Genomic DNA, 25,583 nt, shown 5'->3' with positions numbered 1-25,583 from the left:
GTGGCGGCGCGGTCGTGGGCGGCTGCACGGGCGCTGCCGGCGCTGGCTGCGGGCGCTCCGTTGCGGCGAGCGGCGCCACCGGCGGTGTCTGGCGCGGCTGTATCTGCGGCGGCGCAGCGAGGGATGCGGTGGTGCTCGGACTCGGCGCACGCTCGGTGGGGCTTGCAGCTGCGGTCGGGGGCGGGGCCGTCGCGACCGGCGCGGCTGTCGCCACCACCGGAGCCGGTTCCGGCGCACGCCACGTCCATGCCAGCAGCGCCACCGCAGCCAGCGCCAGCGCGATCATCGGCCACACCCAGAGGGGGGGCCGGCGTTGCCGGCGCTGCGCCAGTGGCGCGAGTTCGACGTGCAGCTCGGGCGTCTCGCCGCGGCGGCGCTCGGCTTCGGACTTGCGCAGGGCTTCGAGGATCAGCGACATCGGTTCACTCCGGCTCCTGACGTGGCTGGTCCTGGTCGGGCTGGTCCCGGCGCAGCCGTGGCCCGCCCTCGTCCAGGGCCGACAAGGCCATCAGCGTTTCCGGGCCGATCACGCCATCGGTCGCCAAGCCGCGCGAACGCTGGAAACGGCGCACCGCATCCAGCACCCAGCCATCGAGCACCGGGGTGGCGCCGCTGTCGGCGAGGTAACGAGGTTGCAGGCGGGCGTGCACCCACTCGACCGCCGGCCCGCTGGCGCCCGGTGCGAACGAGCCCGCGGCCGCATCGCCGAGCAGCGACGGGCCGCGCCACAGCGCCAGGTGCTCGCCGTCCCAGACCCGCGCCAGCGCCAGTCGGTCGGTGATGATCTCGCCATCGGCCAGCCACAGGCGCACGTGGAGCGCGTCGCTGCCGGTCAGCACCGCCCAGGCGCTGTGCGCGCCATCGCGCAGGCGCAGCAGCACCGGTCGGTCCTGTGCGACGAGCTTGTCCAGGTGCGGTTTGTCGGGACGGGCCGGCGCGTGCAGGCAGTACATGCGTTGCCCCGGCGGCGGGCCGGTCACGGCCATCGGTGCGCAGGCCGACGCGGCAAGAGCGTCGGCGCGCGTATCCGGCAGTTCCCACAGCGACAGCAGGTGCTGCCAGGCCGGCAGTGGCGACGGTTCGGCCGCGCGCACGCGCGCGACCAACGCATCGTCGGTCAGCACCGGCGGCGCGGTCGGGGGCGGCTCGGCGGGCGCGGTGTCGGGATCGACCTCAGCATCGGCCGGTGGCGCGGTTGATCCCGCGGCCGCGACGGCCGGGGTGATCGGCCCCGAGGCGGTGTCCTGCGGCGGCCGCAGCCACAGCGCTGCCGCGCCGGCCAAGGCCAGCGTCGCGACGATGCCGGTGGCGATCGCGGCGGTCCGCGCCCACGGTCGCGGCCGGGGGGACGGCGCCAGCGTCTCGCGCGCGGCGCGATCGACCAGGCGCTCGCCAAGCTGGGTCTCGTCGTGTGCGTACCCGGCCAGCAGCGCGCGTTCGGCGATCACGTTGATCAGCCGCGGCACACCGCCGGCATGCGCGTGCAGGCGCCGCACCGCCGCGGCGCTGAACGGAAAGCGCCGGCCGCCCGCGACCCGGTATCGGTGGCGCAGGTACGCGGCGGTCTCCTCGGCATCTAGCGGGGTGAGGTGGAAGCGCGCGGTGATGCGCTGGGCGAGCTGGCGCAGGTCGGCGCGAGCGAGCAGCGTGCGCAGTTCCGGCTGGCCCAGCAGGATGATCTGCAGCAGCTTCTGGGTCGGGGTTTCCAGGTTGGTCAGCAGCCGCACCTGCTCGAGCGCCTCGATCGACAGGTTCTGCGCCTCATCGATGATCAGCACCACGTGCAGCCCCTGCGCGTACGCCTCCAGCAGGTAGCCGTTGAGCAGGTCGACCAGCGACTTGAGGCTGCCGCGCCTGCCGTCCGGGCCGATGCCGGTCACGTCCAGGTGCAGCTCCTCGCAGATGGTCTCCAGCAGCTCGATGGGCGACAGCCGCGGGTTGAGCACCAGCGCGATGCGGGTGCTGGCCGGCAGCTGCTCCAGCAGCAGGCGCGACAACGTCGTCTTGCCGGTGCCGACCTCGCCGGTCAGCTGCACGAAACCGCCGCCGCCGCCCTGGTCGATGCCGAACCGCAGGTGCGCGAGCGCGTCCCGGTGCCGCTCGCTGAGATACACGAAGCGCGGGTCCGGGGTGATCGAGAACGGCGGCTCCTTGAGGCCGTAGTGCTCCAGGTACATGCGGTCGCCGGTTGGGTGGGTTGAACGTCGGGAGCAGTCGGTGCGGCGCTGGCTTCCGCCTAGCCTGCCACGAAACCACGCAGGCGCGGCGCGCTGGCGGCCGTCTCAGTCGACCACGCCCTTGGCCTCACTGGTGCCGAGCACCTCCGGATGCCGCAGCCGCCGTGGCCGGTTGATCAGCGGATGCACGAACACCGCCAGCAGGATGATCGCCACGCCGGCATAGAACACCGGGGTCAGCTCGTGTTGCTCGCCGAGCAGCACGATCGCCAGCACGATGGCATAGACCGGCTCCAGGTTGACCGCAAGCTGCGCCGAAAACGCGCTCATGTGCCGCAGCGCGACCAGCGACAACGCGAACGGAAACAGCGTACAGACCAGCGCCAGCACCAGCAGCAGGCCGGTGTCGGAGAGGCTGGGCACGATCAGCAGCTCGCCGGCGAAAGCGCCGGTTTCCGCCAGGCCCGGGATCAGCGGCAGCAAGGGTGCGAGCGCGGTCAATGCCAGGGTGCCGGCGCCAAGCTCGATCGCGGTCACCGTCAATGGGTCGCCGTGCTGCACGCCCACGTGCCCGACCAGGCGTTTGTTGAGCGAGCCGAACAGCGCCACCAGCAGCGCCGACAGCGCGCCGACCGCCACCCCGAGCCGCATGTCCTGCGGCAGCCCACCGACCACCAGCGCCACCCCGGGCAGCACGGCGACACCGAGGGCCAGGTCGCGCCGGGAAAAGCGGCGGCCGACCAGTTTCGGCTCGATGAGCGCGGTGAATACCGTCGCCAGCGCCACGCAGGTCGCCGCGACTGAGGCGTTGGCCAGCTTGATCGCCCCGTAGAAGGTCAGCCAGTGCAGCGCCACCAGCACGCCGATGCCGGCGTAGGCCCAGCGCAGCCGCGGCGGCATCGCCCGCAGCCCGCGCCAGACCCGCGGCACCAGCGCCAGCGCGACGACCACCATGCCCATGCGCCACCACACCAGCGGCAGCGCCGGCATGGTGATGAGCTTGCCGAGGATCGCGGTGACGCCCCACAGCAGCACGCACAGGTGGATCTGCAACTGGGCTTTGGCGGTCGGGGTCATCGGCATCGGGAAATTGTGGCAGAGGCACGGTGCGATTTTGGCGAGGGTGCCCGGTCGCCGGACCAGGGCGGCACGTCGGTGCATCGTTCCCGATCGCGGGCATGGCCCGCTCCTACAACAGCGCTCGTTTTTGTAGGAGCGCCCCATGGGCGCGATGCGCGCTGCCGCGTCACTCGCATCGCGGGCGTGGCCCGCTCCTACAGCGCCTGAACCGGTCCACGAACAGGCGCGTCTGCGGCCGCAGCCGTCGGATACACCAGTAGAATGCCGCCATGAATTCCACCACCTTCGCCGCCGCTCCGCCCACCAGCGCCACACGGGCCTGGCAGACGCCAATCGACCTGGCACTGCTGGGCGCGATCTGGGGCGCGTCGTTCCTGTTCATGCGGGTCGCGGCCGATGATTTCGGGGCGGCCGCGCTGGTGGAGTTGCGCCTCGGGCTGGGTGCGCTGGTCCTGCTGCCGTTCCTGTGGCGCGCGCGCGCTGCGTTCCCGGCGCGGTTGTGGCCGCGGCTGGCGATGATCGGCGCGATCAATTCGGCGGTGCCGTTCCTGCTGTTCGCCTGGGCGGCGCAGCATGCACCGGCCGGCGTCGGCGCCATCAGCAATGCGATGACGGTGCTGTTCACCGCATTGATCGGCTTCCTGTTCTTTGGCGAGAAGATCGGCAGCCGGCGCTCGGTCGCGCTGCTGGCCGGCTTCGTCGGCGTGGTGGTGCTGGCCAGCGGCAAGACCGCCGGTGCCAGCATCGGCTGGGCGGTCACCGCCGGCTGCACCGCCGCGTTCCTGTACGGCATCGGCGTCAACCTGGTCCGCCGGCACCTGAGCGGCCTGCCGCCAGCGGCGGTGGCCGCGGCGACGCTCGGCACCTCGGCGCTACTGGTGCTGCCGTTCGCGATTGCTCAATGGCCTTCGCGGCCGGTGCCGCTGGAATCCTGGCTGTCGGCGGCGATGCTGGGGGTGCTCTGCACCGGCATTGCATTTGTCATGTTCTACCGGCTGATCCAGCGCATCGGCCCCAGCCGCACCGCCACGGTGACCTACCTGGTGCCGCTGTTCGGGGTGGCCTGGGCGTGGTGGCTGCTCGACGAGCCGTTGACCCTGACCATGGCGGTGGCTGGCGCGCTGATCCTCGGCAGCGTGGCCTTCAGCCAGCGCGCGGCGAAGTAGCCGCCCCTTTTTTTGCAGCAGCGACGCAAGTCGCGACCGCGCGAGTCTGCATCAGCAGGCACCCAGCTTCCGAAGCAGCGCCACCGCCGCCGCCGGATTGCGCTCCTTGGCGGCGCTGATGAAGTAGATGAAGACCTCGCGCGGCCCGCGCGCCGCGTTTTCAGGCTGCTCGATGCGTGGCTCGATGCGTGGCAGGTCGTCGGGTTCGCCACCGCGCGCCCACAGGCGCGCTCGCTCCGCCCAAACCGTCAGGTCGCGTTCGGCATATCCGCTGGCAACGTCGGGCTGCGAACGCATCAGCCGCGCGTAGACGAAGTCGGCGCTGAGATCGGCGAAGCAGGGGTGGTCGGGCGAGTCAGTAAATACCGTCGCGACCCCGTACTGGCGCGCCAACGCGAGGAGTTCGCCGTTGACGAACGCCGGATCGCGTACGTCCAGAACGTGGCGCAGTGGCCGTCCGCCGGCGGCCTTTGGCAGCAGCGCGACGAATGCGGTGAATTCGCTCGCCTCGATGGTGCGGCCGCGTTCGAACTGCCAAACGATCGGGCCGAGTTTGGCCCCGAGTTCGGCAATGCCGCCGACGAACTCGTCGATCGCGCCGCCGCTGCGCGCCAGTGCACGCGCCCCGGTGATGCGCTTGGGCGCCTTGGCCGAGAACACGAACGCTTCCGGCGTCTCGTCGCGCCAGCGCGCGTAGGTCGCGGGTTTTTGCGCGCCGTAGTAAGTGCCGTTGATCTCGATCGCCGACAGCTGCCGACTGGCAAATTCCAGCTCGCGTCGCTGCACCAGGCCGTTCGGGTAGAACACGCCGCGCCACGGCGCAAAGGTCCAGCCGCCGACGCCGACACGGATGCCGTCGACCGGCCTGGGCACGGGCGAATCGAACAGGTTCATCGTGTTCGGTGGGCGGATGCGGACACCACCGGTTCCTCAGCGAAGTAGGTCGCAGCATAGCGCCGTCGCGTTTACCCGAGGTGGGCGCAGAAATGCAGGAGCGGACAATGGGGCGCGCGCTATTCGGACAGGGTGCGGTGTTGCCGGAGATACGCGGTCGCGCCTATGGGCGCTCCTACACGGGCGGTGGCGGGCTTTACCGGATCGGTTCGTCGTGGGGTGGTCGGAGTGACGAGATCGATCAGCGCGAGCCAGTAGCGCGATCAGCCGTCGATGCGCTGCCGATGGGTGTAGACGTTCAACGACGCGCCGCGCGCGAATGCAGCCAGGGTCACACCGGCCTGCTCGGCGATGCGGATTGCCAGGTCGGTCGGTGCCGAGATCGCGACCACCACCGCGATGCCGGCGGTCGCGGCCTTGTGCACGATCTCGTAGGACGCGCGCGAGGTCATCACCAGGAAGCCTGCATGCGCCTCGGGCGCGGGTTGTGCCCGTGCCAGCGCGCCGATCAGCTTGTCCAGGGCATTGTGACGACCGACATCCTCGCGCACCAGCAGCCCGTCGGCATGAGCGAAGCCGGCCGCGTGCACGCCGCCGCTGCGGTCGTTGAGCGGCTGTCGCAGGGCCAGCGCGTCGAGTGCCTGGCCAATCGCCGCGACAGCGACGCGCTCCTGGGTGCGCACGCGCGGCACCGGCCGTACCGCGTCCTGCAGCGACTCGATCCCGCACAAGCCGCAGCCGCTGCGGCCGGCGAGGTTGCGGCGTCGCCCGGCCAGTGCATCGAAGCGCGCCTGCGGAATCGCGCCATGCAGCGCAATGCCGGCATCGCTGCGCACGATATCGACCAGGCGGAATTCCTGCGGGCTGGCGACCACCCCCTCGCTGAGCGCAAACCCCAGCGCGAAATCTTCCAGCGCGATCGGCGTGGCCATCATCACCGCATGGGACTGGTCGTTGTAGAGCAGCGCGACCGGGGTCTCGGCGATGACGCTGTCGTCGTGTTCGTCGCGGCTGGCGCCGTCGATGCGCAGCAGCCGCACCGGCCTCAAAGGCTCGCTCAGCGGCTCGCGCACAGGCGCTTGCCCTTGTCGGTCAGCCACAGCCGCAGCCGCTGACCGTCGTGGCTCAGCGTCACCAGGTCCAGGCCGTCGTAGCGCGGATCGTTGCCCAGTTCTGCGAGCAGCCGCTGCACTTCGCCCACATCCACCGCAAGCCTGCGCGCGATGCGGTGCAGCGACTGGCCGTCCTCCTCGCTCAGCAGGCGCAGCAGCCGCAAACCCGGCTCCTCCCGGGACTCCCTTTCCGTGGCGAGTTGCTCGGTCATTGGGGGCACGCTCGCGGATGGCGGAACAGGCCGGCCGGCGTCGATCGCGATGCCGGGATGCGGCCGCGCGCGGCGTGGCCGCCGGGCGCGATCCGCAGGGTCGGTCCGGTGAAGATAGCCGGCCAGGCGGCTGCAGGGAACAAGGGTCCGATCCGGACAGCAATCGGACCCGGCGCCTTGGCCATCTCCCGCAGCGGGGTGGTCCCCATCGATTCGCAATCCCGCAAGATGCTGTTGCAGCAGATCATCGGCCGCGAAGCAGCAAACTTTACGCGCCGCTGCGGGCCGTGTGGTGGCAGCCGCAGGGGCTGGGCCGACCTTTGGGCAGGTGTGCCGGAGGGCCGCACGAAGCGGGTGCCGGGCTGATCGGCGCGCCGGTGGCGGCGGGCGAAACATCGGCCGGAAGCTCGGCCCGGCGCCGACCACGACACTCATTCCTCGTCGGTTTCGAACTCCACCATCGCGTCGCGATCGAATGCCAGCGCCTCGACCGCCTGCCGCACCTTGTTGGCGGTCGAGAGGTTGGGCGCGTCGACCTCGAGTGCGTGGGTGGTGCCACCGTTGCCGACATCCAGGTCGCTGAGTCCGGCCGAACTGGAATCGGGGTCGTTCATGTGCGGCATCAGGTCGGCGACTTCCTCGACGTGCTCGATGCCGTCGATGCTGTTGAGCAGGTTGCCGATGGCGCGGGCGTCGTCTTCGCTGCCGGTGATGCGGATACGTAGCAGGGGCATGGCGGAGGGCCTGGTGCGGTGGTAACTCAGGCTAGGCAGCGGCGAGCCAACGCGGCGTGACGGACGCGCGGCGGCGGGTGCGTGGTTCAGCCGCCACCGAGCGCGTGCACGATCTCGACGCGATCGCCTTCGCCGAGCTGCAGCTCGTCATGGCGGCCGCGCGGCACGATCTCACCGTTGACCTCGACCGCGACCCGCCGTTCGGCCAGGCCCTCGCTCTGCAACAACAGCGCCACGGTGGTGTCGTCGGGGACGAGCCGGGCCTCGCCGTTGAGGATGATGTCCATGAGGCGATTGTCGCGTGTCGCGGCATCGGTCGCCAGCCGGTCTCCCGGCGAGGGCGCGGCGGGAAGTGAGGGTGAGGGAGGCGAGGGAGGCGAGTGGTCGTGGATGCGGGGCTGGTGGCTTGCCTGCTCACCGGGCGCGAGGGCAGCGACAACGTCGGCCCTGTTCCCTATCCCCGTTCTCCGTTCTCCACTCGTTGCCAGTCCGCCGCACCCGGCATAGACTTCGCGGCACGCGGGTGTAGCTCAATGGTAGAGCTGTTGCTTCCCAAGCAACTGACGAGGGTTCGATTCCCTTCACCCGCTCCAGATTGACGGCGGCCTTGATCCTCGCGGACGGGGCCGCCGTTTTTGGTTTGATCCGTTCGATGGGTACGTTCGCCGCCGCGTGCGCCGGGCGGCGGTCGGGCGCCATGGCCTGACGTCGGGAGGTGTGATGTCCGCAGATGCGATGCCAGCGAGAATCGTGCTCGGCTGGCGCGAATGGGTTGCGCTGCCGGCACTGGGGCTGGATGCGATCCGCGCCAAGGTCGACACCGGCGCGCGCAGCTCGGCGTTGCATGTCGATGCGCAGTGGCGGTTCACCGAAGGCGGCGCGCCATGGGTCGGGTTCCGCCTGACTCCGTCCGACGCCGTTGGTGCCATCGAGGCCCGCGCACCGGTGCTGGACGAGCGCGAGGTGACCGATTCGGGTGGCCACACCACGCGCCGGGTGTTCCTGCGCACGCCGCTGCGACTGGCCGGGATCGAACGCGAAATCGAAATAAACCTGTCGGACCGGCGCGGCATGCTGTTCCCGATGCTGCTGGGCCGCACCGCCACCGCCCGCGCGTTCACGGTCGACCCGGCACGCTCGTTCCTCCACGCTCGCCACGCTCCTGATGGCAGCCTCAAGCCGATACCTCTTCCATGAAGCTCGCGATCCTGTCGCGCAACACCAAGCTGTATTCGACCCGACGCCTGGTCGAGGCCGCCCGCGAGCAACGCCACAGCGTGCGCGTGCTCGACCCGCTGCGCTGCTACATGCGCATCGCCTGCAGCGGCTTCCAGATGCACTACAAAGGCCGCGAGATTGCCGGATACCAAGCGGTGATCCCGCGCATCGGCGCCTCGGTCACGCGCTACGGCACCGCGGTGCTGCGCCAGTTCGAGCTGATGGACAGCTTCACGCCCAATCCGTCCGACGCGATCCTGCGCGCGCGCGACAAGCTGCGCAGCCACCAGATGCTGGCGGCGCAGGGGATTGGATTGCCGGCCACGGTGTTTGGCGACAACCCCGACGACACCACCGACCTGCTGTCGATGCTCGGCCCGCCGCCGCACGTGATCAAGCTCAATGAGGGCACCCAGGGCGCCGGAGTGATGCTGACCGAGAAGCTCTCGGCCTCGCGCGGGGTGATCGAGGCGCTGCGCGGGCTCTATGCGCAGTTCCTGGTGCAGGAGTTCGTGGCCGAGGCCAAGGGCGCGGACCTGCGCTGTTTCGTGGTCGGCGGCAAGGTGGTGGCGGCAATGAAGCGGCAGGCACCGAAGGGCGATTTCCGCTCCAACCTGCACCGCGGCGGCCGGGCCAAGGGGGTCAGGGCGACGGCCACCGAGCAGGACGTGGCGATCCGCGCCGCGCGGGTGCTGGGGCTGGGCGTGGCCGGTGTCGACCTGATCCGCTCCCACCGCGGCCCGCTGGTGCTGGAGGTCAACGCCTCGCCGGGCCTGGAGGGCATCGAGGCCGCCAGCGGGGTCGACGTGGCCGGGGAGATCGTCGATTACGTGGCGCAGCGCTATAAACGGCGCGCCGCCAAGCGCGCCGCCGCGGCCAAGGCGTGACGGCCGGCCCAGTCCCGAGCCTTCCGGCTGTTTTAACCTTTCGTTCACGCCCGTTTTAACGAGTGTTTAATCGCTCCGGGCGTAGCGTCACCGGACCGCAGCTCTGCCGGCTTCCAAGTCAGCCCTGTTTGGCGCAGCAGGTTCGGTATCGGGGCAACACCTTTGGCCCAGGCGCGGCAATCCCGCGTCTGGGCCTTTATTTGCGCGGCTTCCGACCGGCGTCCGACTGGCCGGGACCGGCGCCTGCCGCGGAGCGGTGATGACGGCAACACGCGCATGTCTGGCAGAATCGCCCCGGGGTAAGCTCGCCTGGCGGCCGGGCCAGCCATCAACCCAGTCATGACCGGTACCTTGCCAACTGGCAGGGGTCGACAAGCCCTCTTCAGGACGACTCCATGCGCATCCTTGTCATAGAAGACAACCAGGACATCGCCGCCAACCTCGGCGACTTCCTCGAAGACCGCGGCCACGCCGTCGACTTCGCCGCCGACGGCATCACCGGGCTGCACCTGGCGGTGGTGCACGACTTCGATGCGATCGTGCTTGATCTCAACCTGCCCGGCCTGGATGGCCTGGAGGTCTGCCGCAAGCTGCGCAACGAGGCGCGCAAGCAGACCCCGGTGCTGATGCTGACCGCGCGCGATTCGCTGGACAACAAACTGGCCGGCTTCGACTCGGGTGCGGACGACTACCTGATCAAGCCGTTCGCGCTGCAGGAGGTCGAGGTGCGGCTGAACGCGCTGTCGCGGCGCGGCCGTGGGGTGCAGACCCGGGTGCTCGAGGCGGCCGACCTGGAATACAACCTCGACACCCTGGAGGTGCGCCGCCAGGGCAAGCTGCTGCAGCTCAACCCGACCGCGCTGAAGATCCTGCAGGCGCTGATGGAGGCGAGCCCGGCGGTGGTCACCCGGCAGGAGCTGGAGACCCGCGTGTGGGGCGAGGAGTTGCCGGATTCGGACTCGCTGCGCGTGCACATCCACGGACTGCGCGCGGTGGTCGACAAGCCGTTCGCGACCAACCTGATCCAGACCCGCCACGGCATCGGCTACCGGATCGCCGAGCTCGATGCCGGCAGCTGAGGTGCCGGGCGGCGGGGACACGTCGGCTGAAGGCTTGCCCGCCGAGCGCACGCCTGCCGCCGGTGCGCCGGTGCGCCGGCGCGCGCGCTACCGGCGGCGACTGCGCAGCCGCATCATTCTGTCGTTCGCGCTGTTCGGCTTCGGGCTGATGGTGCTGTTCGCGTTCGCGACCAACCTGACCCGCAGCCGGGTCGAGAACCAACTGGTCGAGGACGTGCTCAACCGCAACATCGACGAGTACGCCAAGCGCTACTACGCCGACCCGGAGGCCAATCCGGCGGTGCCGGTGGAGCAGATCTACGGCCGCGTAGTCGGTCGCTCGCGCTTCGAGGAACTGCGCCTGGACGAGCCCGACTGGTACGAGCTGCCCGACGGCATCCACAACATTTCCGGAACCGACGAGGACGGCTCGCCGTTCTCCTACAAGCTGGCGGTGCGCAAGACCCCGCAGGAGTGGTTTTTCCTGGCCTACGACATGACCCAGACCGCGCGCGGCGAACGTCAGTTCAATCGCGCGATCTACATCTCGGTGGTGTTCTTCACCGTGCTGTCGCTGCTGGTCGGCTGGTGGGCGGCCTCGCGCGTGATGAGTCCGGTGTCGGAGCTGGCCCGCCGGCTCAAGCGTTCCGGGCGCAGCGCCCAGCCCGAGGCGCTGGCCGCGCACTTCCCCGACGACGAGGTCGGCCAGCTGGCCGAGGCGCTGGATGATTATGCCGAGCGGCTGACCGACGTGGTGCAGCGCGACCGCGAGTTCAACGCCGACGTCAGCCATGAGTTGCGCACGCCGTTGGCGGTGATCCGCGGCGCGGTCGAGCTGCTGCTCTCGCGCCCCGACGTCGACGACAAGACCCGCAACCGGCTGGAGCGCATCCAGCGCGCCGAGCAGCAATGCGCCGACCTGATCAGCGCCTTGCTGCTGCTGTCGCGCAACGAACGCGGCCACGGCGCGACCGATGTCTGCCGGGTCGCCGAGCAGCTGCTCGAGACGCATCGTGCGCAGATCGTCGGCAAGCCGCTGGAGCTGCGCTTGGATGGCCGCAGCGGACTGGTGGTGGATGCGCCGGAGGCGGCGATCGCGGTGGCGCTGGGCAACCTGATCGGCAACGCGGTCAAGTACACCACCCGCGGCGAGGTCATCGTGCGGATGCACGGCCACTCGGTCGAGGTGATCGATTCCGGCCCCGGCTTGAGCGCGGAGGACGCGGCCAAGCTGTTCGAGCGTGGTTATCGCGGCACCCATGCCGAGCACTCGCAGGGCGGCGGCATCGGCCTGTCGATCGTGCGCCGGCTGTGCGAGCTCTACGGCTGGGATGTGTGGGTGCGCCCCGGCGAGGTGCAGGGTGTGGTGGCGACATTGACGTTCGCGCCGCCCCGCTCCTGACCGCCTTTGCAGGAGCGAAAGCTTTTTTGACACGGATCCGCGCGGATCAAAACGGATAAGGCGGAAGCACAAAGATGTTGCTTTATCCGTTCTTCATCGGCGTTGATCTGCGTCAGAAAGCCTTTGCGCCCCCGAGAGGCTCAACTGTCCAAGGGCTCCAGCCAGCCGTACCGGTCCGGCGTGCTGCCGTCGAACAGGCCGAAGAACAATGCCTGGATTCGCTGGGTCAGCGGCCCCGGCTTGCCCGCGCCGACCTGGCGGCCATCGACCGAGCGGATCGGGGTGATCTCCGCGGCGGTGCCGCACATGAACAGCTCGTCGCACAGGTAGAGGTACTCGCGCGGCAGGTCCCGCTCGATCACCTCGATGCCGGCGTCGCGGGCCAGCCGGATGATCGAGTTGCGGGTCAGCCCGTTGAGCAGCGCCGCGCTGACCGGCGTGGTGTGCAGCGCGCCGTCGAACACCAGGAACAGGTTCTCGCCCGCGCCCTCGCTGAGCAGGCCGGTGGAGGCCAGTGCGATGCCTTCGCCGAACCCGAGCCGGCGCGCCTCGCGTGCGACCAGCTGGCCCGAAAGATAGTTGCCGCCGGCCTTGGCACCGGCCGGCAGGGTGTTGGGCGCGAAGCGTTGCCAGCTCGACACGCAGGCATCGATGCCGGTTTCCAGCACGCCCTCGCCGAGATACGGCCCCATGTGCCAAGCCGCGACCGCCAGGTCGGTCGGGGTGTCGGCCGAGAGGCCGAAGCCGCCGAGCCCGCGATAGGCGATCGGGCGCAAATAGGCCTTGCCCAACCCATTGCGGGTGATCACCTCGCGGCACGCGGCATTGATTTGCCCGGGCGTGTACGGCATCGGCATGTCGTAGATCCGGGCCGAGGCGAACAGGCGCTTGGTGTGGTCGCTCAGCCGGAAGATCGCCGCCCCCTGCGGACGGCCGCCGGTGGAGGTCTCGTAGCTGCGGATGCCCTCGAACACTGATGAGCCGTAGTGCAGCGCATGCGACATCACGTGCGTGGTGGCGTCCTGCCAACGCTTGATCGCGCCGTTGTGCCAGATCCACTCGGGGTATTGCATCGTCGGTTTCCGCAGGTTGAAACCGCTATTGTGCCCGTGGGCCGGTCTTGGCCGCAGCATTCCTGTAGGAGCGGCTTCAGCCGCGATGGGTCATCCGTGCCGACGCTGCATCCGGAAACCCGTCGCGGCTGAAGCCGCTCCTACAAGGGGAACTCGGATGTGCCGGTCCAGGCCGCTGCGGTCAACCCTTGATCCACCAGCAGCCGAAGTGCTCCTGCAGGCCGAACACCGTGCTCGATGGCGTAATGCTGTTGGCCAGGGTCTGCTCCACGCGCAGCGCGACCGGCTGCTGGCGCACGCTGGCCTGCGGGTAGTAGTTGCCATCGACCCGGGCCGAACCCGGCATCACCGGGACGATGTCGACCAGCGGGCGCTGCACCAGTTCGTCCAGGCGCGACATCACCCCGTAGCCGTTGGTCCCCGACATGCCGGCCCAGTGATAGACGCTGGCCAGCCGGTTGGGATCGCGGCTGTCGATCGCGCTGGCCATCTCGTAGACCAGGTCCTGCAGGTTGCGCGCGCAGACGTTGCGATGAAAGCGGCCGGAGGGCGTGCCGGCTGTTGCTGCGGCGGCTTGCGTGGCGCCGTCGGCCACCTCGCAATCGCGATCGGTGAACACCGCAGTGCCATCGGTCCCGGTGCAGCGTTGGACCTGGGCCGGCGCGGACAGCGGCCACGCGCATGCGGCCAGCAGCGCCAGCGAGGAAGGGATGAGGACGGAGCGCAGGTGCAATGTCATGGGGGCAGGTTAGCTGCGCGCGGCCCGGTCGACCAGTGCGGCGGCTTCACGGGTTCACCCGGTGCGGGCGTTTGTGACGCGAGACAAGAAGCCGCTGCGCTGCTGGTCGCCGCCAGCCGGCTCGGCCCTCAGAAGCGCACGAAATAGCACCCGTGGTAACGCTCCACGTCCAACCTGGTCACGCTGCGCGCGACCTCGTCACCGACAATCAGCTGCATCGCCCCGGCACTGCCGCCGACGCCGCTCGCGCCGGCGCTGGCATAGCGCACGCCGCCGCCGATCCGCGCGTCGAGATAATGCGCCTGTGCAAGCGGCTGGCTGGCGAGTGCGTCCAGCTGCTGCAGGATGCGCTGGCCATTTGCGTGGGAGAGACCGGCCCAGTGATAACTCTCGGCTAGACGGTTGACGTCGCCCAGCGCGATCGCCCCTTCGAGCTCGGTCGCCAGTTGTGTGGTCGAGCGCGCGCAGCCCAGTGCGCGACGCGCGGCGTTGCTTCGACGGGTCGCCGTGCTCATGTCGGCGGGCTGCACTCCCGGTCCGGGGGCCTGTTCGCGCGCGACCCGCGTCAGCAGTTCGGTGGGCATCGGGCGGGCGACCGCGCCGATGGCGGCGCAGGCCTGGTCGGTGTAGACGGTGACACCGTCGGCGGCCTCGCAGCGCTGCAGCGTGGTACCCGCATTGACCGCTGGCGGCAGTGCGATCATGGCCGTGAGCACGGCGGCGCGACCAACGGCGAAATGGAGTGGGGACATGGCGCAAGGCCCGGGGGCAGGTCGCCTGCATGCTCACCGCGGCACCGTCAATGCATCGTGTGAAAAGGCCCGTGGGGCTGAACCCCAATACAACTCAGGACAACTTGGCGATCACGTTAAGCGTGGGTTTCGCCAGGTTCAGCGTATAGAAGTGCAGCCCCGGCGCGCCGCCCTCGATCAGGCGCCGACACAGCTGTGCGACCACCTCGGCACCGAACTCGCGGACGCTGGCCGTGTCGTCGCCATAGGCGAGCATGCGCTGCGCGATCCAGCGCGGGATCTCCGCGCCGCACATTTCCGAGAACCGGCGGATCTGGCTGAAATTGGAGATCGGCATGATGCCCGGCACGATCGGGATATCCAGGCCGGCCGCGCGCACGTCTTCGACGAAGCGGAAGTACGCATCGGCATTGTAGAAGTACTGGGTGATCGCGCCGTTGGCGCCGGCCTCGACCTTGCGCTTGAAGTTGGCGAGATCGGCATGCGCGTCGCGGGCCTGCGGGTGCATTTCCGGATACGCCGCAACTTCGATATGGAAATGATCGCCGGTCTCGGCGCGGATGAACTCCACCAGTTCGTTGGCGTAGCGCAGGTCGCCGGGGCTGACCATGCCCGAGGGCAGGTCGCCGCGCAGCGTGACCAGGCGACGCGCGCCGAGCGCCCGGTAGAGCTTCAGCAGCCCACGGATCTCCTCGCGCGAGCCGCCCATGCAGGTGATATGCGGCGCGGCACTGAGGCCGTACTCACCGCGCAGGTGCTGGATCGCCTCGGGCGTATGGCTCAGCGTCGAGCCGCCGGCGCCGAAGGTCACGCTGACGTAGTCGGGCGATTGCTGCTTGAGCCTGGCGGCGGTCTTGTTGAGCTGCGCGCGCTGCTCGTCGGTCTTGGGCGGGTAGAACTCGAAACTGATCGGGAGCATGCGGGCAGCCACGGCGGATGTCACGGAATTGTATCTTTTCATCGCGATGAATGTACAAGATTATCCGGTCGGCCGGCGCCGAGGTTCTGTAGGAGCGGCTTCAGCCGCGAGCTCTGCCCCGGCTTTTGTAGGAGCGACGTAAGTCGCGACCACGATATTCGGTCTTCAATGCGAATCGCGACTCACGTCGCTCCTACAACAGCGCCGGCCATCGTCGACGCGTGGGCGTAGCTGTGGTGATCGCGGCTGAAGCCGCTCCTACAGGAGCAGACGTTTCGGCTCAAAAAACGGGCGCCGAAGCGCCCGCTTTTTGTTTCTGTGAAAACAGCGACTCAGTAACGGTAGTGGTCCGGCTTGTACGGGCCTTCCACCGGCACGCCGAGGTAGCCGGCCTGCGCGTCGGTCAGCTTGGTCAGCTTCACGCCGATCTTTTCCAGGTGCAGGCGCGCGACCTCCTCGTCGAGCTTCTTGGGCAGCAGGTAGACCTGCTTGCCGTAGCTGTCCTTGTGCGCCCACAGGTCGATCTGGGCCAGGGTCTGGTTGGCGAACGAGTTGGACATCACGAAGCTGGGATGGCCGGTGGCGCAGCCCAGGTTGACCAGCCGGCCTTCGGCCAGCAGGAAGATCGCGTTGCCGCCCGGAAACACGAACTTGTCGACCTGCGGCTTGATGTTGATCTGCTCGACATCCTTGCGCGCCTGCAACGCATCGACCTGGATCTCGTTGTCGAAGTGGCCGATGTTGCAGACGATCGCCTGGTCCTTCATCGCCTGCATGTGCTCGACGGTGATGATGTCCTTATTGCCGGTGGTGGTGACGTAGATGTCGCCGCGGCCCAGGGTGCTTTCGAGGGTGTTGATCTCGAAGCCTTCCATCGCCGCCTGCAACGCGCAGATCGGGTCGATCTCGGTGACCACCACGCGCGCGCCGTAGGCCTGCAGCGACGCCGCGCAGCCCTTGCCGACGTCGCCGTAGCCGCAGACCACAGCGACCTTGCCGGCCAGCATCACGTCCATCGCGCGCTTGAGGCCGTCGGCCAGCGACTCGCGGCAGCCATAGAGGTTGTCGAACTTGGACTTGGTGACCGAGTCGTTGACGTTGATCGCCGGGATCAGCAGCTTGCCCTGCTCGGCCAGCTGGTACAGACGATGCACGCCCGTGGTGGTCTCCTCGGAGACGCCCCTCCAGCCCTCGACCACGGTGTGCCAGAAGCCGGGACGCTCCTTGTGCACGCGCTTGAGCAGGTTCTTGATGACCTGCTCCTCCTGGCTGGAGGCCGGCTCGTCGACCCACTTGCTGCCGTTCTCGAGATCAAATCCGTTGTGGATCAGCAGGGTGACGTCGCCGCCATCGTCGACCACCAGTTGCGGGCCGAGGAAGCCACCCTTGCCATCGGGGAAGCTCAGCGCGTCGAGCGTGCAGTCCCAGTACTCCTCCAGGGACTCGCCCTTCCAGGCGAACACCGGGGTGCCAGTCACGGCGATCGCCGCGGCGGCGTGGTCCTGGGTCGAGAAGATGTTGCACGAGGCCCAGCGCACGTCGGCGCCGATGTCCTTGAGGGTCTCAATCAGCACCGCGGTCTGGATGGTCATGTGCAGCGAGCCGGTCACGCGCACGTCCTTGAGCGGCGCCTCGGAGGCGTACTTGCGGCGGATCGACATCAGCCCCGGCATCTCGTGCTCGGCGATGTCGATTTCCTTGCGGCCCCAGTCGGCCAGCGAGATGTCGGCGATCTTGTAATCGCCCTCGGTCGAGAAGGTTTTGGCTACAGCGTTCATGTGAAGCTCCGGTGTGTTTTGCCCCCTCTCCCGCTCGCGGGAGAGGGTTGGGGTGAGGGCAGGGCAAACCGGGCGCCGTTGATCGATGGATTCCGCCGAGCCTGGCCGTTCTGGGGGCATGGAGATGCCCGACGGTCGCAGCGCCCCTCGGCGAACCGGGCAATTGTACCTGCGCGGCGTCTCGCACAACTTGTAGAGCCAGGCTTGCCCGGCTGTTTTCGCTCTCCTCGCGCAGCGCAGCAACTCCGCTACTGCCGGCCCTGCGGCAATCCCATCCGGTACTTGCGTCACTGCCTCGCGTGGCCTGGCTGTGGCATCTTGCCGGGATGCGGCGCCCGGCCGCCATTCCTATCGGGGACTTCCATGCACCACATGTTGCGGCGCGCCTGCGCCACCGCCCTGCTTGTCGCTCTGCTGCCACTGGGCCTGTCGGCCCAGCCGGTGCCCGCCAACGGCTACCAGACCCCCGCGCCGGCGCTGCAGGCGCTGGTCGATGCGCCGCGCCCGCCGCAGCTGTCACTGAGCCCCGATCGCGACATGCTTGCGTTCATCCAGAACCCGGCGCTGCCCGGCATCGTCGACGTCGCCCAGCCGGAGCTGAAGCTGGCCGGCATCCGCATCAACCCGCGCACCTATGCGCGCAGCCAGTTCTCCTTCGGCAGCGACCTGTGGCTGATGGACATTGCTAGCAGCGAGCAGCACCGCATCGCCGGCCTGCCGCCAGAGCTGGCGCTGGTGTCGCTGTCGTGGTCGCCCGACCAGCGACACCTCGCGCTGAGCCACGTCGACAAGGCTGCCGGTGAGCTGCAGTTGTGGCTGGTCGAGGTCGCCACCCGCCAGGCGCGCCGGCTCGGCAGCCAAGCGCTCAATGCCGTGGCCGGGCGCGGCTTCGACTGGATGCCCGACAGCCAGCGCCTGCTGGTCAACCTGCGGCCGGCCGGGCAGGGCCCGGCGCCGGAGTTCGACGGCATCCCGCACGGGCCCAACATCCAGCAGACCGGGCCGGGTGGCAGCGTCAAGCAGATACGCACCTACCAGGACCTGCTCGGCAATGAGCGTGACGCGCTGACCTTCGAGCACTACCTGCGCTCGCAGCTCGCGCTGATCGACTTGCGCGGCGAGATTCGCAAACTCGGCACGCCCGAGCTGCACATCGCTGCGGCGCCGTCGCCGGACGGGCAGTACATCCTGAGCCAGCGCATCGAGCGGCCGTTCTCGTACCTGGTGCCGTACTCGCGTTTCCCGCGCCGGATCGACGTGCTCGGGCTCGACGGCACCCCGGTGCACGAAGTCGCGCGCCTGCCCCTGGTCGAGGGCCTGCCGACCGGCAACGACGCCGTGCCGACCGGCGTGCGCACTATCGCCTGGCGCAGCGACGCACCGGCCACCCTGGTCTGGGCCGAAGCCCAGGACGGCGGCGACCCGAATCGCGAGGCCGAGGTGCGCGATGCGGTGTTTGCCCACGCCGCACCGTTCGAGGCCCAACCGGTGACGCTGGCGCGCCTGTCGATGCGTTACGGCGGCACCACCTGGGGCCGCGGCGATCTGGCGCTACTCAGCGAGTACTGGTGGAAGACGCGCCAGACCAAACAGTGGCGCATCGCCCCGGACGCGCCGGACCGCGCGCCGGAGTTGATCGTCGAGCGCTCCTTCGAAGACCGTTACAACGATCCGGGCCGGCCGATGACCGCCCCCGACGCCGCCGGCAACCCGCGCCTGATCATCGCCGCCGATGGCGACAGCATCTTCCTCGATGGCCCCGGCGCCTCGCCCGAGGGCGACCGCCCGTTCCTGGACCGCTTCAATCTGGCCGGCCGGTCCAAGACCCGTCTGTTCCACTCGCAGGCGCCGCATTACGAGTCGGTGCAGGTGATGCTCGACAGCGACGGCACGCGCGTGCTGACCACGCGCGAGTCGCCGACGGAGGTACCGAACTACTACCTGCGCGACCTGAGCGCCGACGGTGCGGCACCGGTGGCGCTGACCGACTTCCCGCACCCGACCCCGCAACTGCGCGACGTGCAGAAGCAGCAGATCCGCTACACCCGCGACGACGGCGTCGAACTGACCGGCACCCTGTACCTGCCGGCCGGCTTCGATCCCGCGCGCGATGGTCCGCTGCCGCTGCTGATGTGGGCCTATCCACAGGAGTTCAAGTCCGCCAGCGCCGCCAGCCAGGTGACCGACTCGCCGTACCGCTTCAACCGGATCAGCTACTGGGGGCCGCAGGCGTTTCTCGCCCGCGGCTTCGCGGTGCTAGACGATCCCTCGATGCCGATCATCGGCGAGGGCGACATCGAGCCCAACGACACCTACATCGAGCAACTCGCCGCCAGCGCACAGGCCGCGGTCGACGAGGTGGTGCGCCGCGGCGTCGCCGACCGCGACCGGATCGCGGTCGGCGGGCACTCCTACGGCGCCTTCATGGCCGCCAACCTGCTGGCCCACACCGACCTGTTCAAGGCCGGCATCGCCCGCAGCGGCGCCTACAACCGCTCGCTCACCCCGTTCGGTTTCCAGGCCGAGGAGCGCAACTACTGGCAGGCGCAGGACACCTACCTGGCGATGTCGCCGTTCAACCATGCCCAGAACATCAAGGCCCCGCTGCTGATCATCCACGGCGAGCAGGACAACAACTCCGGCACCTTCCCGGTCCAGAGCGAACGCCTGTTCGCCGCGATCAAGGGCCTGGGCGGCAACGCCCGGCTGGTGATGCTGCCCAACGAATCGCACGGCTACCGCGCGCGCGAGTCGGTGCTGCACATGCTGGCCGAAACCGACGCCTGGCTGGAGGAACACGTGAAGGGCACCGAAACGGGCGCGGGCGAGCAGGCGGAGTAGGCACTCCGCGCCGGCGCTCCATCGGCTACCTGTAGGAGCGGCTTCAGCCGCGATCAAAACTTGGTTTCGAGTCGCAGCCACCAGTCGCGGCTGAAGCCGCTCCTACAACGCCCGTCGCGGCTTCAGTGCCGCGTTGCCGACGCGGGCACATCGCGGCCTCACCAGTCGGTCGGCTTGTAATCCTTGAGAAACTGCCCCCACACGTGCTCGCCGCTGTTGATGCCGTGGATGATCGGGTCGACGATGCGCGCGGCGCCGTCGACGATGTCCAGCGGCGGGTGGAAGCGCTCCTCCAGCGTCTTGCGCGCGGCGAGCTCGGCCGGGTCCTCGTCGGTCACCCAGCCGGTATCGACCGAGTTCATGTGGATGCCGTCGCCGTGGTAATCGGCCGCGGCGGTGCGGGTCATCATGTTGAGCGCGGCCTTGGCCATGTTGGTGTGCGGATGCCGGGTGGTCTTGAAGTTGCGGTAGAACTGCCCCTCCACCGCGGACACGTTGACGATGTGCTTGTCGCGGCGCGGTCCGGAGCCGTCCGTGCGCAGCATCAGCGGCTTGAGCCGTGCATTGAGGATGAATGGCGCGATCGCGTTGACCAGCTGCGTCTCCAGCAGTTCGACCGACGGCACCTCGGCCATCAGCAGGCGCCAGGAGTTGCGCCCGCGCAGGTCGACCTGCTGCAGGTCCTGGTCGAGCCGGCCTTCGGGGAACAGGTGCTTCTGGCCCAGCAGTTCCTCGGCCAGCAGCGGCACCTGTGACAGCTCGGCGGCGCGGGTCAGGCCGGCGGTCCCGGTGATCTCGCGGCCATTGCCGACCTGCAGCGCCGAGGCGGCGGCCTCGGGCAGCAGGTCATGGCTGCGCAGGCCTTCGTAGTTGCCGATCAGCTTGCGCACCTCCATGGGCATGTCGTGCAGCGCCGCGGTCTCCCCGGCCATCATGTGCGCGTAGAACTCCGGCGGGCGGCGCACGGTCTGGCAGGCGTTGTTGATGATGAAGTCGAGCCGCTCGCGGGTCGCCAGCAGCTCGCGGCAGAACGCCTCGACACTGGGCGTGTGGCGCAGGTCCAGCCCGAATACCTGCAGGCGATGCCCCCAGTCGGCGAAGTCCGGCTCGGCCGCATAGCGCGCGGCCGAATCACGCGGGAAGCGCGTGGTCACGATCAGCTCGGCGCCGGCGCGCAGCAGCTTGAGTCCGGCCTGGTAGCCGATCTTGACGCGGCCGCCAGTTAGCAGCGCAACGCGCCCGTTGAGATCGGCCAGCTCGGTGCGTTTGGCGTAGTTGAAGTCCGCGCAGGCCGGGCACAGCTGGTCGTAGAAGTGATGCACCCGCGTGTATTTCTGCTTGCAGACGTAGCAGTGCAGCAGTTCGGGCGACTCGCGCCGGGCGGTGGACTCGTCCTGCGGCTCGTTCGGCTGAAAACCCTGCGGCCCGAAACCTTCGGGCACGAAGTAGTTCGGCGTGGTGAAGACCGGCCGGCGGCGTAGCGTGCGGATACCGGTCTGCTCGAGCAGGGCCTCGCTGCGGCGGATGTTCTCGGCATTGCGCTCGCGCTCCAATGCCTTGAGCTTCTGCCGCCGCGCACCTGGATCGGGATGGTAGACCTGGGCCACGGCCTGGTGCAGGCGACTGCGGTCGTCGGCCGGCAGCGTGTCGAGCAGGGTGCGGTCCGCGGCGATGGCCTCGAGCAGGTCCAGGGTCACGCGCAGGCGCTCGGGCGCGGTGGGGTTGGTGTTGTCGGTCATGGTGCAGCGTGGTCTGTGTCGGCGACGTTCTGTAGGAGCGGCTTCAGCCGCGATCGAAGTCCGGCCGGCCGACGTGGAATCGGACTCGGCTGAAGCCGCTCCTACAGCGATGCAGGTTTGCGGCGTGTAATGAAGAACGGGCCGCGATGCGGCCCGTCGGGTCGGTTTCGCGCAGAAGCAGCTCTACTTCTTCAAGCCGCCGGCCTTGCGCAATTCCTCGGCCTTGTCGGTCTTCTCCCACGAGAACGCGGTCGCGGTGTTCCGGTTGCCGGCGCCATCGACGTAGCTGACTTCCTTGGGCTTGCGGCCGAAGTGACCGTACGCGGCGGTGGCCTGGTAGACCGGGTGGATCAGGTCGAGCATCTTGACGATGCCGTACGGGCGCAGGTCGAAGTGCTTGCGGATCAGCTTCTCGATCTTTTCATCGGAAATGGCGCCGGTGCCGAAGGTGGTGACCGAGATCGACGTCGGCTCGGCGACGCCGATCGCGTAGCTCAGTTGCACCTCGCACTTGTCAGCCAGACCGGCGGCGACCACGTTCTTGGCGACGTAACGCGCGGCGTAGGCGGCCGAACGGTCGACCTTGGACGGGTCCTTGCCAGAAAACGCACCGCCGCCGTGGCGCGCCATGCCGCCGTAGGTGTCGACGATGATCTTGCGCCCGGTCAGGCCGCAGTCGCCGACCGGGCCGCCGATCACGAAGATGCCGGTTGGATTGATGTGGATCTTGTTCTTCGACAGCGATGCCATCCAAGCCTTGGGCAGCACCGGCTTGAGGATGTGCTCGCGCACGCCTTCGATCAGGTCCTTCTGCTTGATGCCCGGGTCGTGCTGGGTCGAGAGCACCACCGCATCAATGCCAAGGATGGCGTTGTCGTTGCCGTAGCGCAGGGTCACCTGGCTCTTGGCGTCCGGCCGTAGCCACGGCAGCGGCGAATTCTTCTTCTTGCGCACCTTGGCCTGCTGTTCGACCAGGCGGTGGCTGTAGTAGATCGGCGCCGGCATGAACTCGGGCGCCTCGTTGCAGGCGTAGCCGAACATCAGGCCCTGGTCGCCCGCGCCCTGCTCCTCGGGCTTCTTGCGGTCGACGCCGGCGGCGATGTCGGGCGACTGCTTGCCGATCAGGTTGAGGATGCCGCAGGTATGGCCGTCGAAGCCGACTTCCGAATTGGTATAGCCGATGTCGTTGATGACCCGGCGCGCGAGACCCTCGATGTCGACCCAGGCGGTGGTGCTGACCTCGCCGGCGACGATCGCCACGCCGGTCTTGACCATCGTCTCGCAGGCTACGCGGGCGCGCTTGTCCTGAGCGAGGATCGCGTCGAGCACCGCGTCGGAGATCTGGTCGGCGACCTTGTCCGGATGGCCTTCGGATACGGATTCGGAGGTGAACAGATAACTGGACATCGAGTCTATATCCCTGCATTCGGATAAAAGGATGGCCGCGAATGATACAGATTCGGCGCGCGTGACGCATTGTGCCGGGTCGTGGCGTTGTCGGTGGGTAAAGCAACGAACCGGCTCCGGAGTCGGCTTACCATCGGGTGGATGGATTCGCTGACCCAGATATTCCTCGGCGCCGCGGTCACCGCCGCGATCGTACCGCCGCAGCACCGCCGCGCCGCATTGCTGGCCGGCGCCGCGCTGGGCACGGTGCCGGATCTGGATGCGCTGCCGATCGCATTGCTGACCGACGATCCGGTCCACCGCATGATCTGGCATCGCGGCGCCAGCCACTCGCTGCTGGTGCTGCCGCTGCTCGCCTGGGCGATCTGGGCCTGGTTGCGCACGCGCGGCGGCCGCGTCGCCGCGGCGCCGCAACGCTGGTTCTGGGCAATCCAGCTGGCGTTGCTGACCCATCCGCTGCTCGACGCCTTCACCGTCTACGGCACGCAGTTGCTGTGGCCGCTGCCGCCGCGACCGGTGATGTGGTCGAGCATGTTCATCATCGATCCGCTGTACACGATCTGGCTGCTGGTCGCCTGCGTGTTCGCCTGGTTCGCGCGCGATCGGCGCTCGGGCAGCCACGCGCTGGTCGCCGGGCTGGCGTTGAGTTCGCTCTATCTTGCCGGCTCCCTGCTGGCCAAGGGCGCGGTCGAACGCGAGGCCGGGCGCGCGCTGGCGCAATTGGGGCTGCAAGACGCGCCGCGGTTTTCGGTGCCGATGCCGTTCAACATCCTGCTGTGGCGGGTGGTCGCCATGACGCCAGAGGGATTTGTCGAAGGCGAGCGCTCTCTGGTCGCCGACCGCGGGCCGATGCGGTTCACGGAACATGCCTCGGACGTTTCGAGCCTGATGCAGGTGAGTGGCTACCCGAGCGTGCGGCAGTTGAGCTGGTTCAGCCGCGGCTTCATGAAGGCCGAGCAGCGCGACGGCCAACTGGTGCTGTCCGACCTGCGCATGGGCAGCGAGCCCGATTACACGTTCCGTCTCGCGGTCGCCCAGCGCACGCAGGGCGGATGGCGGCCGATCGAACCGCAGCGGGTCGAATGGCCTTGGGATGCCAGGCGGCGGCTCGCGTGGATGTGGCAGCGGATCTGGATCCAGCCCGAAGCGCTCTGACAGCCGGTATTTTCGGCGAGCGGTGAGCGCCACTGCGCAGGGTCGGGTGAACGTGGTGTCGACCGGGTTCTCGGCCACCCGTGGGACGATGCAAAGGCACCGGCCCTGGATGAATGGGGCATCGAGGTACACGGTGCGGTCCCCTCCCGCCGTAACCGATGAGGTCCGACAATGACCAGTCCCATTCCCGCCTCGCCGAGTCGCCGCCGCGCGATCGGCGCCATGTGCGCCTGCAGCGGTGCCGCAGCCGCCGCGCCCCTGCTTGGCGCCAACGCATTACGTACGCTGACGCTCGGCGCACTCGGCGTGTCCGGTGTCGCAGTCTCCTCAAGTGCGTCTGCAGCGCCTGCGGCCGCGCGCACCACCCTGACGGCCGATCAGGCACTGCAGCGCCTGATGGAAGCCAACAAGGCGTTTGTCGCCGACAAGACGCCGACGCCGCAGCTCGACCGCAAGCGCCGGCTTGAAATCGCACAGAACCAGACTCCGTTCGCGGTATTGCTGAGCTGCTCGGATTCGCGCGTGCCGCCGGAAGTGCTGTTCGGCCAGGGTCTGGGTGATCTGTTCACCGTGCGGGTGGCCGGCAACACGGTTTCCCCGGAAGGGCTCGGCAGCATCGAGTATGCGGTCGCCGAGCTGGGCGTGCCTTTGATCGTGGTGCTGGGGCACGAGCGCTGCGGCGCGGTCGGTGCGGCGGTGTCGATCGTGCGCGACGGCGTGAGCTTTCCGGGAGCGATCGGTGAGATGGTCGGGCCGATCCTCCCCGCGGCGATCCGCGCCCGGGACGAGGACGGCGACTGGCTCGACAATGCGGTGCGTCGCAACGTCGTCGACGTGGTGGAGCGGCTCAAGGTCTCTGGCAAACTGCTCGAGGACCCGCTCGCGGCCGGCAAGTTGAAAATCGTCGGTGGACGCTACGACCTCGACGACGGCCATGTGGACTTCTTCCACCGCTGATCGTCGCACAATCTGCACTCGTGGAATCCGCCCGCGAGCAGCAGGCCGAAGTCGACGCAGGTCGCGTGCAGCTCCGGGAAACGGCGTAGCAGGATTGCGATCTGCGCGCCCACGCCGCTGCTGGCTTGGAGCAGGCGCCGTGTGCCGGTGTGTAATCGATGTTGCGGAAAATCGTCGATCCGGCGATGCGCGCCCGGTCGAGCAGCTGTGCCTGCTCAACCGGTGGGACACCGTGCAGATACGGCATCGTAGTGACGGAGACTAGCGGGCTCGCTGGTCGGGT

The 25,583-nt window shown here is 68.8% G+C and carries 22 protein-coding genes, 1 tRNA gene, 2 pseudogenes and 1 riboswitch; of the genes and pseudogenes, 9 read left to right on the top strand and 16 right to left on the bottom strand.

From position 1 onward, the window contains the following. From ACJQWM_RS11115 to ACJQWM_RS11105, 3 genes and pseudogenes are all read right to left on the bottom strand, one after another. A pseudogene (locus tag ACJQWM_RS11115) lies at positions 1-418 on the bottom strand (hypothetical protein); the annotation flags it as partial. 4 nt (positions 419-422) lie between these two features. After that, a complete protein-coding gene (locus tag ACJQWM_RS11110) occupies positions 423-2,177 on the bottom strand; it encodes an AAA family ATPase (protein WP_411306823.1) in 1,755 nt (584 codons plus the stop codon). A gap of 105 nt (positions 2,178-2,282) precedes the next feature. Next, entirely contained in the window at positions 2,283-3,260 is a 978-nt protein-coding gene (locus ACJQWM_RS11105) for a DMT family transporter (protein WP_332702925.1), read from the bottom strand. Positions 3,261-3,526: 266 nt separating this feature from the next. Here ACJQWM_RS11105 and ACJQWM_RS11100 point away from each other — a divergent pair, with 266 nt between their 5' ends. Then, complete coding sequence (locus tag ACJQWM_RS11100) at positions 3,527-4,423, top strand: DMT family transporter (RefSeq protein WP_332702927.1); 897 nt, start codon at positions 3,527-3,529, stop codon at positions 4,421-4,423. Between the two features lie 51 nt (positions 4,424-4,474). Here the strand turns inward: ACJQWM_RS11100 and ACJQWM_RS11095 are convergent, their stop codons facing one another. The 5 genes from ACJQWM_RS11095 to thiS form a co-directional block, all read right to left on the bottom strand. Further along, positions 4,475-5,317 carry a DUF72 domain-containing protein gene (locus ACJQWM_RS11095; protein WP_332702929.1) on the bottom strand — a complete coding sequence of 281 codons (843 nt, stop codon included), beginning with the start codon at positions 5,315-5,317 and terminating at the stop codon, positions 4,475-4,477. 263 nt (positions 5,318-5,580) lie between these two features. Further along, positions 5,581-6,390 (bottom strand): formate dehydrogenase accessory sulfurtransferase FdhD, encoded by an 810-nt coding sequence (gene fdhD, locus ACJQWM_RS11090; protein ID WP_332702931.1) that lies wholly within the window; start codon positions 6,388-6,390, stop codon positions 5,581-5,583. Continuing rightward, positions 6,375-6,641, bottom strand: a complete 267-nt coding sequence (locus ACJQWM_RS11085; RefSeq protein ID WP_332702933.1) for a helix-turn-helix domain-containing protein — start codon at positions 6,639-6,641, stop codon at positions 6,375-6,377. The genes fdhD and ACJQWM_RS11085 overlap by 16 nt, the downstream gene beginning before the upstream one ends. Positions 6,642-7,072: 431 nt before the next feature. Further along, entirely contained in the window at positions 7,073-7,375 is a 303-nt protein-coding gene (locus ACJQWM_RS11080; RefSeq protein ID WP_332702935.1) for a hypothetical protein, read from the bottom strand. Positions 7,376-7,461: 86 nt separating this feature from the next. Beyond that, positions 7,462-7,662, bottom strand: coding sequence for a sulfur carrier protein ThiS (thiS, locus tag ACJQWM_RS11075; protein WP_332702937.1), 201 nt, complete (start codon positions 7,660-7,662; stop codon positions 7,462-7,464). A 232-nt stretch (positions 7,663-7,894) separates the two neighbouring features. On the opposite strand from thiS, the gene ACJQWM_RS11070 reads away from it, so the two are divergent. The 5 genes from ACJQWM_RS11070 to ACJQWM_RS11050 all read left to right on the top strand — a co-directional run bounded on the left by ACJQWM_RS11070 (position 7,895) and on the right by ACJQWM_RS11050 (position 11,940). Continuing rightward, positions 7,895-7,968 (top strand) — tRNA-Gly (locus ACJQWM_RS11070). 142 nt (positions 7,969-8,110) lie between these two features. Next, positions 8,111-8,572 carry an ATP-dependent zinc protease family protein gene (locus tag ACJQWM_RS11065; RefSeq protein ID WP_411306822.1) on the top strand — a complete coding sequence of 154 codons (462 nt, stop codon included), beginning with the start codon at positions 8,111-8,113 and terminating at the stop codon, positions 8,570-8,572. Then, positions 8,569-9,480 carry a 30S ribosomal protein S6--L-glutamate ligase gene (rimK, locus tag ACJQWM_RS11060; RefSeq protein WP_332702941.1) on the top strand — a complete coding sequence of 304 codons (912 nt, stop codon included), beginning with the start codon at positions 8,569-8,571 and terminating at the stop codon, positions 9,478-9,480. Before ACJQWM_RS11065 ends, rimK begins: the two co-directional genes overlap by 4 nt. A gap of 395 nt (positions 9,481-9,875) precedes the next feature. After that, positions 9,876-10,559 (top strand): response regulator transcription factor, encoded by a 684-nt coding sequence (locus tag ACJQWM_RS11055; RefSeq protein WP_332702943.1) that lies wholly within the window; start codon positions 9,876-9,878, stop codon positions 10,557-10,559. 34 nt (positions 10,560-10,593) lie between these two features. Beyond that, positions 10,594-11,940 (top strand): sensor histidine kinase, encoded by a 1,347-nt coding sequence (locus ACJQWM_RS11050; RefSeq protein ID WP_332702945.1) that lies wholly within the window; start codon positions 10,594-10,596, stop codon positions 11,938-11,940. Between the two features lie 140 nt (positions 11,941-12,080). On the opposite strand, the gene ACJQWM_RS11045 is transcribed toward ACJQWM_RS11050, so the two are convergent. From ACJQWM_RS11045 to ahcY, 5 genes are all read right to left on the bottom strand, one after another. Further along, the gene (locus ACJQWM_RS11045) at positions 12,081-13,013 is read right to left on the bottom strand and encodes a branched-chain amino acid transaminase (RefSeq protein ID WP_332702947.1); all 933 of its coding nucleotides are present in this window, start codon (positions 13,011-13,013) and stop codon (positions 12,081-12,083) included. 181 nt (positions 13,014-13,194) lie between these two features. After that, a complete protein-coding gene (locus ACJQWM_RS11040; protein WP_332702949.1) occupies positions 13,195-13,752 on the bottom strand; it encodes a hypothetical protein in 558 nt (185 codons plus the stop codon). A 128-nt stretch (positions 13,753-13,880) separates the two neighbouring features. Next, positions 13,881-14,504 carry a hypothetical protein gene (locus ACJQWM_RS11035; protein WP_332702951.1) on the bottom strand — a complete coding sequence of 208 codons (624 nt, stop codon included), beginning with the start codon at positions 14,502-14,504 and terminating at the stop codon, positions 13,881-13,883. A gap of 94 nt (positions 14,505-14,598) precedes the next feature. Continuing rightward, entirely contained in the window at positions 14,599-15,423 is an 825-nt protein-coding gene (gene metF, locus ACJQWM_RS11030; protein ID WP_332702953.1) for a methylenetetrahydrofolate reductase [NAD(P)H], read from the bottom strand. Between the two features lie 332 nt (positions 15,424-15,755). Further along, complete coding sequence (gene ahcY / locus ACJQWM_RS11025; RefSeq protein WP_332702955.1) at positions 15,756-17,201, bottom strand: adenosylhomocysteinase; 1,446 nt, start codon at positions 17,199-17,201, stop codon at positions 15,756-15,758. Between the two features lie 63 nt (positions 17,202-17,264). After that, positions 17,265-17,356: riboswitch (S-adenosyl-L-homocysteine riboswitch) on the bottom strand. Between the two features lie 208 nt (positions 17,357-17,564). On the opposite strand from ahcY, the gene ACJQWM_RS11020 reads away from it, so the two are divergent. Beyond that, complete coding sequence (locus ACJQWM_RS11020; protein WP_411306821.1) at positions 17,565-20,042, top strand: S9 family peptidase; 2,478 nt, start codon at positions 17,565-17,567, stop codon at positions 20,040-20,042. 158 nt (positions 20,043-20,200) lie between these two features. Here ACJQWM_RS11020 and ACJQWM_RS11015 read toward each other — a convergent pair whose 3' ends face one another. Continuing rightward, on the bottom strand, positions 20,201-21,781 hold the full coding sequence (locus ACJQWM_RS11015) for an SDR family NAD(P)-dependent oxidoreductase (protein WP_332702959.1): 1,581 nt from the start codon (positions 21,779-21,781) through the stop codon (positions 20,201-20,203). A 183-nt stretch (positions 21,782-21,964) separates the two neighbouring features. Then, on the bottom strand, positions 21,965-23,188 hold the full coding sequence (gene metK, locus ACJQWM_RS11010) for a methionine adenosyltransferase (protein WP_332702961.1): 1,224 nt from the start codon (positions 23,186-23,188) through the stop codon (positions 21,965-21,967). A gap of 141 nt (positions 23,189-23,329) precedes the next feature. On the opposite strand from metK, the gene ACJQWM_RS11005 reads away from it, so the two are divergent. Then, a complete protein-coding gene (locus ACJQWM_RS11005) occupies positions 23,330-24,343 on the top strand; it encodes a metal-dependent hydrolase (RefSeq protein WP_332702963.1) in 1,014 nt (337 codons plus the stop codon). Between the two features lie 222 nt (positions 24,344-24,565). Continuing rightward, positions 24,566-25,300, top strand: coding sequence for a carbonic anhydrase (locus ACJQWM_RS11000; RefSeq protein WP_332702965.1), 735 nt, complete (start codon positions 24,566-24,568; stop codon positions 25,298-25,300). 50 nt (positions 25,301-25,350) lie between these two features. Here ACJQWM_RS11000 and ACJQWM_RS10995 read toward each other — a convergent pair. Then, positions 25,351-25,547 (bottom strand): annotated as a pseudogene (locus ACJQWM_RS10995) (SAM-dependent methyltransferase); the annotation flags it as partial. Positions 25,548-25,583: the final 36 nt, after the last annotated feature.

This window comes from Novilysobacter longmucuonensis, assembly GCF_046600735.1.
Lineage (GTDB): Bacteria > Pseudomonadota > Gammaproteobacteria > Xanthomonadales > Xanthomonadaceae > Novilysobacter_A > Novilysobacter_A longmucuonensis.
The sequence above is the reverse complement of the archived record's forward strand: the minus strand, read 5'-3'. Positions and strand labels throughout refer to the sequence as shown.

Bases quoted from the DNA above. Each gene is read 5' to 3' on its own strand.
- ACJQWM_RS11045 (WP_332702947.1), bottom strand. From the start codon at position 13,013: ATGCAATACCCCGAGTGGATCTGGCACAACGGCGCGATCAAGCGTTGG.
- rimK (WP_332702941.1), top strand. From the start codon at position 8,569: ATGAAGCTCGCGATCCTGTCGCGCAACACCAAGCTGTATTCGACCCGA.
- ACJQWM_RS11055 (WP_332702943.1), top strand. From the start codon at position 9,876: ATGCGCATCCTTGTCATAGAAGACAACCAGGACATCGCCGCCAACCTC.
- ACJQWM_RS11065 (WP_411306822.1), top strand. From the start codon at position 8,111: ATGCCAGCGAGAATCGTGCTCGGCTGGCGCGAATGGGTTGCGCTGCCG.
- ACJQWM_RS11015 (WP_332702959.1), bottom strand. From the start codon at position 21,781: ATGACCGACAACACCAACCCCACCGCGCCCGAGCGCCTGCGCGTGACC.
- ACJQWM_RS11105 (WP_332702925.1), bottom strand. From the start codon at position 3,260: ATGCCGATGACCCCGACCGCCAAAGCCCAGTTGCAGATCCACCTGTGC.
- ACJQWM_RS11020 (WP_411306821.1), top strand. From the start codon at position 17,565: ATGCACCACATGTTGCGGCGCGCCTGCGCCACCGCCCTGCTTGTCGCT.
- ACJQWM_RS11085 (WP_332702933.1), bottom strand. From the start codon at position 6,641: ATGACCGAGCAACTCGCCACGGAAAGGGAGTCCCGGGAGGAGCCGGGT.
- ACJQWM_RS11100 (WP_332702927.1), top strand. From the start codon at position 3,527: ATGAATTCCACCACCTTCGCCGCCGCTCCGCCCACCAGCGCCACACGG.
- thiS (WP_332702937.1), bottom strand. From the start codon at position 7,662: ATGGACATCATCCTCAACGGCGAGGCCCGGCTCGTCCCCGACGACACC.
- ACJQWM_RS11110 (WP_411306823.1), bottom strand. From the start codon at position 2,177: ATGTACCTGGAGCACTACGGCCTCAAGGAGCCGCCGTTCTCGATCACC.
- ACJQWM_RS11095 (WP_332702929.1), bottom strand. From the start codon at position 5,317: ATGAACCTGTTCGATTCGCCCGTGCCCAGGCCGGTCGACGGCATCCGT.
- ACJQWM_RS11040 (WP_332702949.1), bottom strand. From the start codon at position 13,752: ATGACATTGCACCTGCGCTCCGTCCTCATCCCTTCCTCGCTGGCGCTG.
- metK (WP_332702961.1), bottom strand. From the start codon at position 23,188: ATGTCCAGTTATCTGTTCACCTCCGAATCCGTATCCGAAGGCCATCCG.
- ACJQWM_RS11000 (WP_332702965.1), top strand. From the start codon at position 24,566: ATGTGCGCCTGCAGCGGTGCCGCAGCCGCCGCGCCCCTGCTTGGCGCC.
- ahcY (WP_332702955.1), bottom strand. From the start codon at position 17,201: ATGAACGCTGTAGCCAAAACCTTCTCGACCGAGGGCGATTACAAGATC.
- ACJQWM_RS11080 (WP_332702935.1), bottom strand. From the start codon at position 7,375: ATGCCCCTGCTACGTATCCGCATCACCGGCAGCGAAGACGACGCCCGC.
- ACJQWM_RS11035 (WP_332702951.1), bottom strand. From the start codon at position 14,504: ATGTCCCCACTCCATTTCGCCGTTGGTCGCGCCGCCGTGCTCACGGCC.
- metF (WP_332702953.1), bottom strand. From the start codon at position 15,423: ATGCTCCCGATCAGTTTCGAGTTCTACCCGCCCAAGACCGACGAGCAG.
- ACJQWM_RS11005 (WP_332702963.1), top strand. From the start codon at position 23,330: ATGGATTCGCTGACCCAGATATTCCTCGGCGCCGCGGTCACCGCCGCG.